Here is an 8298-nt window from a genome sequence, read left to right on the forward strand (position 1 = left end):
GGACCGATCCGGGCGGGACCGGATCGCGTCCCGGGCCCGCCACGGGTCAGACGAGGGCGGTGGCCTCCTCCAGGGAGAGGCCGCCGCCTTCGGCGTACGCCGCGTCGAAGGCGGCCTGGTCCAGCTCCGCCCCGGCCCGTTCGGTGACCCGAGCGGCGCTCTCGCGTTCGGTGGTGACGGGCACGTGCTCCGTCGGGAGCAGCGCCCGGTAGGCGCCCATCAGCCGGACCGCGGTGCGGGCGTGCTCCGCGCCGCCGAGCCCGGCGTGCGCCTCCGCCGCGCTGATCAGGTACACGGCGGGCATCTGCGGCGCGACCATTTCGGCGAGCGGTTCTCGGGCCGTGGTCAGCGCGGCCCTGAGCCCCGCCAGGCCCTCCTCGTACTTCCCCTCCTGGTTGTCCAGCCAGGCCGCGATGCCGAGCAGGAAGCCCTCGAAGATGGCGTAGGCCCCGTTGGCGAACTCCCCGCGCAGCAGGTCCAGCTGGGCGCGGGCCTCGGGGATCCGGCCGGTCGCGCCGTAGCGGGTCGCGAGGAACATCCGGGCGACGGGCATGGCCTCGTTGTTGAAGGGACGCGGGACGCCGAGCGCCTCGGTGAGGATCTCCTCGGCCCGCTCGCCGCCGCCGCTCTCCATGAGGACGCCCGCGACCCGGATCCGCAGCACCGACACCTGGCCCTTGGCACCGAGGCGTTCCGCGTGCGCGATGGCCGCCTGGTAGTCCTCCCCGGCCAGGGCGTAGTCGCCGCGCTTCTCGCGGGATTCGGCGCGGGCCGAGAGGGCTTCCGCGCAGCCCCAGTCGTCGCCCAGCTCCTGGAAGATGGCGAGGCTCTCCTCGGCGTCACGGACCGCGATGTCGGCCAAGTCCGCACGGTTGGCCAGGACGTTGGCGCGCAGTTGGAGGGCGGAGCCCAGCTCCCAGCGGTAGCCGAGCGCGCGGCACGTCTCCACCGTCGCGTCGGCGATCAGGCCGATCAGTCCCGGGTTCCCGGCGATCATGGCGGCGAAGACGTACATCGATCCGGGCATCCGGCAGGTCTGCGGCAGGCCGGGCCGGTAGGCGGCCGCCATCCCCGCGACCTCGGCGCGGACCTCCTCCGAGGTCCAGCTCCCCCTGGCCTGGTCGCGGGCGGCCAGCTGGAGCAGCCCGATGCCGCGCCACCCCTCGGCGAGCAGTTCCCCGGTGTAGGGCGGGGGCGTGTCCACGATCTGTTCGTACACGGGCTGGGCGGGGGCGACCGGCTGCTGGAAGGGTTTCGGGCCCAGGGTCGCCGCGGCGTTCGCCCAGTGGCGCATGTCGGCGCGCAGGTCGCGCATCTGCCAGTACCAGACGAGGGAGTGGACCAGGCACAGCACCTCGCCCGCGTCGCGGGCGGCGACGGCCCGGCGCAGGGCGGTGCGCAGGTTCTCGTACTCGGTGGCGAAGCGCCGCACGGCCTCCCGCTGGCCGCGGCCGCGCAGCAGCGGGTCGGTGGTGCGGGCGAGTTCGCGATAGTGGACGAGGTGGCGGCGGCAGGTGGCCTCCTGGTCCGCGGGGTCCTCGGCGAGCCGCTCGGCGGCGTACTCGCCGACGGTCTCCAGCAGTCGGTAGCGCATGTCGCCCTCGGCTCCCGGGGCGGCGACGACCAGGGACTTGTCGACGAGCGAGCCGAGTACGTCGGCCACGTCCGCGATGTCGGTGATGTCCGTCCCGGACGGGGCGTCGGGGTCGCGCCGGGCGCAGACGGCTTCGGCCGCGGTCAGGTCGCAGCCGCCGGCGAAGACCGACAGCCGGCGCAGCACCGTGCGCTCGTCGGCGTCGAGCAGCTCCCACGACCAGTCGACCACCGCCCGCAGCGTCTGCTGGCGCGGCAGCACCGTACGGCTCCCGCTGGTCAACAACCGGAACCGGTTGTCCAACCGGTCCGCGATCTGCCGCGGGGTCAACAACCGGAGCCGCGCCGCCGCCAACTCGATCGCCAACGGCAACCCGTCCAACCGGCGGCAGATCTCGACGGCGGCGTCCGGGTCGTCGGCCACGGTGAACCCCGGCCGGGCGGCGGCGCCGCGCTCCGCGAACAGCCGCACCGCCATCGGATCCGGCAGCGGTTCCACCGGGCGCAGCAGCTCCCCTGGCACGCCGAGGGGTTCGCGGCTGGTGGCCAGGATCCGCACGCCCGGGCAGTGCGTGAGCAGCCGCTCCGCCAGCTCGGCGGCGGCCCCGATGACGTGCTCGCAGTTGTCGAGGAGGAGCAGCAGGCGCCGCCGGGAGCAGTGTTCGGTCAGCCGGACCAAGGGGTGGTCGCCGGTCTGTCCGGTGAGGACGCGCATCTCCTCGGCGGCGGCGCCGCGCAGCTTGGTCTCGCGGGCGCCGAGGGCCGCGAGGGCGGCTTCGGCCACGTCCTCGGGGTCGTCGACCGGGGCCAGCTCGACCAGCCAGACCCCGTCGGGCCACTCGGCGGCGGGGTGCGCCTCGGCGGCCTCCTGGGAGAGCCGGGTCTTGCCCGCTCCGCCGGGGCCGAGGAGGGTGACCAGCCGGGCGCGGGCCAGGTCCTCGCCGATGACGCGGATGTCGTCCTCGCGCCCGACGAAGGTGGTGAGCCGCGCGCGCAGGTTCCCGTCGGGGCCGGTCGCGGGCGCCGGGGCGGGGGCCGGGGGCGTCACCGGGGCGGGGGCCGCCGCGGGGGGCCGGTGGGCGGTCGGCCGCGGGGCCAGCAGTTCCGTGTGCAGGGCGCGCAGGGCGGGTCCCGGGTCCGCGCCGAGCCGGTCGGCCAGCTCGCGGCGCACGCCGTCGTAGGCGACCAGGGCCTCGGCCGGCCGGCCCGCGTCGCGCAGCGCCCGGATCCGCAGCACCTGGAGGGGTTCGTCCAGGGGCAGGTCGGCGCACAGGGCGGTCAGCTCGGGCAGGACCCGCTCCGCCTGGCCCAGGGCGAGGGCAGCGCCGAGCCGGCCCCGGCGCGCGTCCAGTCGTACGGTCTCCCAGCGCGCGGCCTCGGCGGTCGGATCCGGCAGGTCCGCGAGGGCGGGCCCGCGCCACAGGCCCAGGGCCTCCTCGTACAGCTCGGCGGCCCGGCCCGGATCCCCCGCCTCCAGGCGCTGCGCGGCGGTGCGGGCGAGCCGCTCGAAGCGGTAGAGGTCGATGTCGTCGCGCTCGGCGGTGAGCCGGTAGCCGCCCTCGGCGGAGGCGACGGCCCCGTGCCCGGCGGCCCGGCGCAGCCGCCCGACCAGGGCTTGCAGCGCGCCGGAGGCGTCCTGGGGCGGTTCGTCGCCCCAGACCTCGTCCACCAGCACCTCGACCGGGACCGCCCGGCCGGGGCGCAGCGCGAGCGCGGTCAGGAGCGCGCGCAAGCGGGCTCCGCCGAGGGCGACGGGGGTTCCGTCGCCGCGGATTGCCTGGGCACTGCCGAGAATCGCGTAACGCACCGGCCCATTGTGACCGGCGCGGGCCGCGAACCCACCGGGATTACGCGGTGGGCCGTTCGTGGAGCCGGTGGGCGGGGGCCGGTCCCGGGGCCCCTGGGATAGGTTTCGGCCCATGGGGCATCAGAGCGGTCACGGTGAGCGGCAGGTCAGTGCGGTCTTCCTGGGGGTCGCCGCGATCATGGGCGTCACCGGGTGGGCCGTGTGGACCGACTACGCGACCAGTGCCGGGCTCGCCGTGTTCCTCTTCGTCACGTCCGCGTGGATCGTCTCGCTGTGCCTGCACGAGTACGCGCACGCCCGTACCGCCCTGCACAGCGGGGACCTGTCGGTCGGGGCCAAGGGGTACCTGACGCTGAACCCGCTGAAGTACACGCACGCGATGCTGAGCATCGTGCTGCCGGTGATCTTCGTGATCCTGGGCGGGCTCGGCCTGCCCGGCGGGGCCGTGTACATCGAGCGCGGGCGGATCCAGGGGCGGTGGAAGCACAGCCTGATCTCGGCGGCCGGGCCGCTGACCAACGTGCTCTTCGCCGTCGTGTGCACGGCGCCGTTCTGGCTGGACGCGTTGGACGGGGTGCCGACGGCCTTCCGCTACGCCCTCGGCTTCCTGGCGCTGCTCCAGGTCTCGGCCGCGATCTTGAACTTCCTGCCGGTGCCGGGGCTGGACGGCTACGGGGTGATCGAGCCGTGGCTCTCCTACAAGGTGCGCCGCGAGGTCGAACCGCTGGCGCCCTTCGGGCTGCTCGCGGTCTTCGCCCTGCTGTGGATCCCCGGGGTCAACGCGTTCTTCTTCGACTTCGTGAACGCGGTCCTCGGCAAGCTCGGCGTGTCCGACCTGGAGACCTACTGCGGCCGCGACCTGTACACCTTCTGGCAGGACACCAACCCGGTCTGCTCGCCGGACGGGCTCAGCCCGCTCGGCGGCTGAGCCGCTCCTTGCGCAGGTAGAACCACGCCATGTTCGAGGTCACGCCCGCCAGCAGTACCCAGACGATGCCGAGGAAGCTGCCCTCGACGAAGGCGACGACGGCCGCGGCCACCGACAGGACGCAGACGACGATGGCGAACACGGCAAGGCGTGGCATGGGCCGGACTCCTCGGGAACACTGAACGGCGACGAACCCCTCCAGTGTCCCCCATCGCGCCGGCCAGCCATATCCGGCCCTTTTTCGTCCGAACCCGAGCGTTTCGCACGACAGCGGGTTTACGGTGCGCCCAGCGCGCCTCTCGGAGGGCGCGAACAGAACGACAGCCCGGCCGCTCGGCCCGTGACGGACGACACCGGGCCAGTGGGGGGGACGGGACATGCAGGAGATTTCCAAGGGCGCCAACGTCAGTCTGACGGCCCTGAGCGAGGACGTCGGGGCGGTCGTGGTGAGCCTCGGCTGGAGCAGTGCCTCGGGGGCGGGGGACGCCGACGTGTCGGTCCTGCTCGTGGACGAGAACGGCAAGGTCCGCGACGAGAACGACTTCTACTTCTACAACCACACCGCCGCGGCGGACGGCAGCGTGCAGTTGCTGGGCAAGACGCCGACCGACAACGGCGACGAGGACCGCATCAGCGTCGACCTGACGGCGGTGCGGGCGGACGTCGCACGGATCGTGATCGCGGCCAGCCAGTACGGCGGGACGTGCTTCGGGGACCTGGACGACCTGCGGATGACGGTCGCGGACCGCTCGGGCGAGCAGCTGGTCCGGTTCTCCATCGAGGACGCGGGCGTGGAGACGGCCTTCATCTTCGGCGAGCTCTACCGGCGGGGCGAGGAGTGGAAGTTCCGCGCGGTGGGCCAGGGCTACGAGACCGGGCTGACCGGACTGACCAACGACTTCGGGCACGCGCTCCCCGAGGAACCGGACGAGCCGGCGAGCCCGGAGGAGGCCGCGGAGGCGGGCTCCGCGGAGGCGGCCGCGCAGGCACCGGACCCCACGGCCGCACCCGCCGCGGCCCTCCCGGCGGGCGAGGCCGTCGCCCCGGCTGCGGCCGACGCCGTGCCCGCGCAGACCCGGGGCCGGGCCCCGCGCACCACCAAGAAGAAGATCACGCTGCCGCGGGTGCCCAGGACCTCGCTCGCCGAGAACGACTCCTGGCGCCCGGCCCGGCTGTTCCCGGTCCCCTCCTTGAAGAGCGACGGCGAGCGCGAGGTGCGGGCCACCTCGGTGCTGCTGTCCGTCATGGCGCAGGTACCGGAGCTGGGCCGCAGGTTGACGGCCGGCTTCGGCGCGCCCGCCGGGCGGATGGAGACCTTCACCGAGGTGTCGCTGCCGCACGGGGACACCCCGCGGCGGCCGGACGGGGTGATCCGGGTGGAGCGCGCGGGCAAGCTGTGGACGGCGCTCGTGGAGACCAAGACCAACGGCAACCCGCTCAAGGCCGAGCAGGTGCAGCAGTACATGGACATCGCCGCGCGGCGCGGCTACGAAGCCGTGATCACGCTCTCCAACGACGTGGCCCTCGAAGGCGCCGCCATGGTGGACGTCAAGATCGACGGGCGGCGCAAGCACAAGGTCGGCCTCTGGCACCTCTCCTGGGCCGAGGTCGCCCACCAGGCGCAGATGCTGATCCGGCACGAGGGCGTGGGCAACGCCGCGCACGCCTGGCTGCTCCACGAGCTGCTGGAGTACCTCCAGCACGACAACTCCGGCTGCCACGGCTTCCAGAACATGGGGCCCGCCTGGGTGCCCGTGCGCAAGGGCATCGAGGACGAGACCCTCGGCGCGGACGACCCGCGGGCCGTCGAGGTGGTCGGCAGCTGGGAGCGGCTGATCCGCCAGGTCTGCCTGCGCCTCGGCGGGGAGCTGGGCCAGAAGGCGCTGCCGGTGCAGCGGGCCCGCAAGGGCAGCGATCCGGGGGCCCGGCGGGCCGCGGCGGCCGCGCGGCTCGCGGCGGAGGGCCGGCTGTCGGCGGAGCTGCGGATCGACGGGACCAGCGTGGTCATCGCGGTCAGCGCCGACCTGCGCACGGCCAAGGTGCGCACGTCCGTCGAGGTGCCGGCGCCGGCGGCCGCCTACCCGCTGGTGGGTGCGAAGCGGCTGCTGAAGCTGCTCGCCGAGGCTCCGGCGGACCTGCACGTGGAGACCCTGACCGACGGTGAGGGTCCGGGGCCGCGCGGCACCCTGGAGCGGCTGCGGCCCGAGCCGGGGGACCTGCTGCCCCGGGACGGCGCGGCCGTCACCGGCTACCGGCTGTCGCTGATCAAGGGAATGGGCAGCACCCGGGGCAATACGGAGTCGGGCTTCATCCGCAGCGTCGACGACGCCGTGGCCCGCTTCCACCAGGCCGTGGTGGCGCACCTGGGCGCCACGGAGGGGCGTACGGGCCGCCAGGGCTAGGGCGTACGGGCCACCGCCGCCGCGTCGGGGGGGCGGTGGCGGGGGCCGTGGGGATGTCCGGGGGGCTCAGACGTCCGTGACGCGCAGGCCCGCGTGGGCCTTGTAGCGGCGGTTGACCGAGATCAGGTTGGCGACCAGGGACTCGACCTGGTGGGCGTTACGGAGCCGGCCCGCGAAGATCCCGCGCATCCCCGGGATGCGGGCGGCGAGGGCCTGGACGATGTCGGTGTCGGCGCGGACCTCGCCGAGGACCATCACGTCCGTGTCGATCTCCTCCACCGACTCGTCCTGGAGCAGGACGGCCGACAGGTGGTGGAAGGCGGCGGTGACGCGCGAGTCGGGCAGCAGCAGTGCGGCCTGCTGGGCGGCGCTGCCCTCCTCGGGCTTGAGGGCGTAGGCGCCCTGCTTGTCGAAGCCGAGCGGGTTGACGCAGTCGACGACGAGCTTGCCCGTCAGCTCCTCGCGCAGCGCTTCCAGGGTCTTGGCGTGGCCGTCCCACGGCACGGCGATGATCACGACGTCGCTGCGCCGGGCGCACTCGGCGTTGTCCGCGCCCTCCACGCCGAGGCCCAGCTCCGCCGCGGCGGCCTCGGCGCGGTCGGCGGCGCGCGAGCCGATGATCACCTTCTGGCCCGCGCGGGCGAGCCGGTAGGCGAGGCCGCGGCCCTGGTCCCCGGTACCGCCGAGGACGCCGACGACCAGGCCCGAGACGTCGGGGAGGTCGTGGGGGTCCTTCGCCGGGGGCTTCTGGGTGTTGTCTGAGGAAGTCATGGGGGCGAGGGTACTGCCGGGTAGCCCAAGGCCGAATGGGTGAGCGGGTGCCAAACGCTCCAGTTTGCGCCGTCCGTGGTGCAGGATGCCGCCCATGGATGCCGTCAGGGTCGCCCTGTTGCGCGAGGTGCTGGCCGGTACGCAGTGGCCCGGGGCCGCCCGCCGCTTCGCGGGATCGCTGCGCCGGGCGGTCGTCCCGGCCGGCGGGAACCTGCTGCTGGTGGGCACCGAGAGCTACGAACCCTGGCACCTGGCCGCGCACCTGGTGGACGAGGCGGCCTGGTCGGGGCGGCCGGAGCTGGCGCCGACGCTGGTGCGCCACCGAGTGCTGCCCGGGGAGCCGCCGCACCTGTCGGTGGGCCTGGGGCGCCTCGCCGCCGCCCGGCGCGGGCACACGCTGCTGGTGGTGGCGCCGGAGCGGCCCGGCGAGGGGCTGCTGGAGCGGGTGCACGACGCGCGCCGCTCGGGGGCGACCGTCCTGTCCCTCGACGGCGGCGACCCGGAGCTGGCCGCGCTGGCGCACGACGGCCTGTCGGTGCCCGAGGGCGCCGAGCTGGACCTGGACACGGCGTCGCACCTGGTCAGCGCGGCGGCCGGGGAGAACGGCGTCCCGGCCCAGCGCACCCCGCACCGCTTCCTGGACCGGCTGGCGCGGCTGGCCGACCAGCTGACCGCCCCGCCGCCCCACCGCTGGTAGGTCCCGGCCTAGGTCCTGTCGTCAAAGTGCCGTCGTCGCCCGAAGGGCGGCCCCGCGGCGTCTGGTGCGTGCTCTCGCCGTGCCGGGCGGAAGCCCGCGT

The 8298-nt window shown here is 74.7% G+C and carries 6 protein-coding genes; 3 read left to right on the plus strand and 3 right to left on the minus strand.

The genetic code is table 11. The annotated features are described in order from the left end of the window. Window positions 1–46: 46 nt before the first annotated feature. Entirely contained in the window at window positions 47–3400 is a 3354-nt protein-coding gene (locus ACZ4UB_RS33435; RefSeq protein ID WP_468076099.1) for an AfsR/SARP family transcriptional regulator, read from the minus strand. Between the two features lie 112 nt (window positions 3401–3512). On the opposite strand from ACZ4UB_RS33435, the gene ACZ4UB_RS33440 reads away from it, so the two are divergent. Then, window positions 3513–4328 carry a site-2 protease family protein gene (locus ACZ4UB_RS33440; RefSeq protein ID WP_468076101.1) on the plus strand — a complete coding sequence of 272 codons (816 nt, stop codon included), beginning with the start codon at window positions 3513–3515 and terminating at the stop codon, window positions 4326–4328. Here ACZ4UB_RS33440 and ACZ4UB_RS33445 read toward each other — a convergent pair. Then, a complete protein-coding gene (locus tag ACZ4UB_RS33445; protein WP_354383542.1) occupies window positions 4309–4485 on the minus strand; it encodes a hypothetical protein in 177 nt (58 codons plus the stop codon). The two genes, ACZ4UB_RS33440 and ACZ4UB_RS33445, sit on opposite strands and share 20 nt — an antisense overlap. A gap of 220 nt (window positions 4486–4705) precedes the next feature. Here ACZ4UB_RS33445 and ACZ4UB_RS33450 point away from each other — a divergent pair, with 220 nt between their 5' ends. Then, window positions 4706–6730 carry a TerD family protein gene (locus ACZ4UB_RS33450; protein ID WP_468076103.1) on the plus strand — a complete coding sequence of 675 codons (2025 nt, stop codon included), beginning with the start codon at window positions 4706–4708 and terminating at the stop codon, window positions 6728–6730. A gap of 66 nt (window positions 6731–6796) precedes the next feature. Here the strand turns inward: ACZ4UB_RS33450 and npdG are convergent, their stop codons facing one another. Further along, window positions 6797–7501, minus strand: coding sequence for an NADPH-dependent F420 reductase (gene npdG, locus ACZ4UB_RS33455; protein ID WP_468076105.1), 705 nt, complete (start codon window positions 7499–7501; stop codon window positions 6797–6799). A 94-nt stretch (window positions 7502–7595) separates the two neighbouring features. On the opposite strand from npdG, the gene ACZ4UB_RS33460 reads away from it, so the two are divergent. After that, the gene (locus tag ACZ4UB_RS33460) at window positions 7596–8198 is read left to right on the plus strand and encodes a hypothetical protein (protein WP_468076106.1); all 603 of its coding nucleotides are present in this window, start codon (window positions 7596–7598) and stop codon (window positions 8196–8198) included. Window positions 8199–8298: the final 100 nt, after the last annotated feature.

The organism is Streptomyces sp. NPDC028419, from assembly GCF_055565515.1.

Bases quoted from the DNA above. Each gene is read 5' to 3' on its own strand.
- ACZ4UB_RS33440 (WP_468076101.1), top strand. From the start codon at position 3,513: ATGGGGCATCAGAGCGGTCACGGTGAGCGGCAGGTCAGTGCGGTCTTC.
- ACZ4UB_RS33445 (WP_354383542.1), bottom strand. From the start codon at position 4,485: ATGCCACGCCTTGCCGTGTTCGCCATCGTCGTCTGCGTCCTGTCGGTG.
- ACZ4UB_RS33450 (WP_468076103.1), top strand. From the start codon at position 4,706: ATGCAGGAGATTTCCAAGGGCGCCAACGTCAGTCTGACGGCCCTGAGC.
- npdG (WP_468076105.1), bottom strand. From the start codon at position 7,501: ATGACTTCCTCAGACAACACCCAGAAGCCCCCGGCGAAGGACCCCCAC.
- ACZ4UB_RS33460 (WP_468076106.1), top strand. From the start codon at position 7,596: ATGGATGCCGTCAGGGTCGCCCTGTTGCGCGAGGTGCTGGCCGGTACG.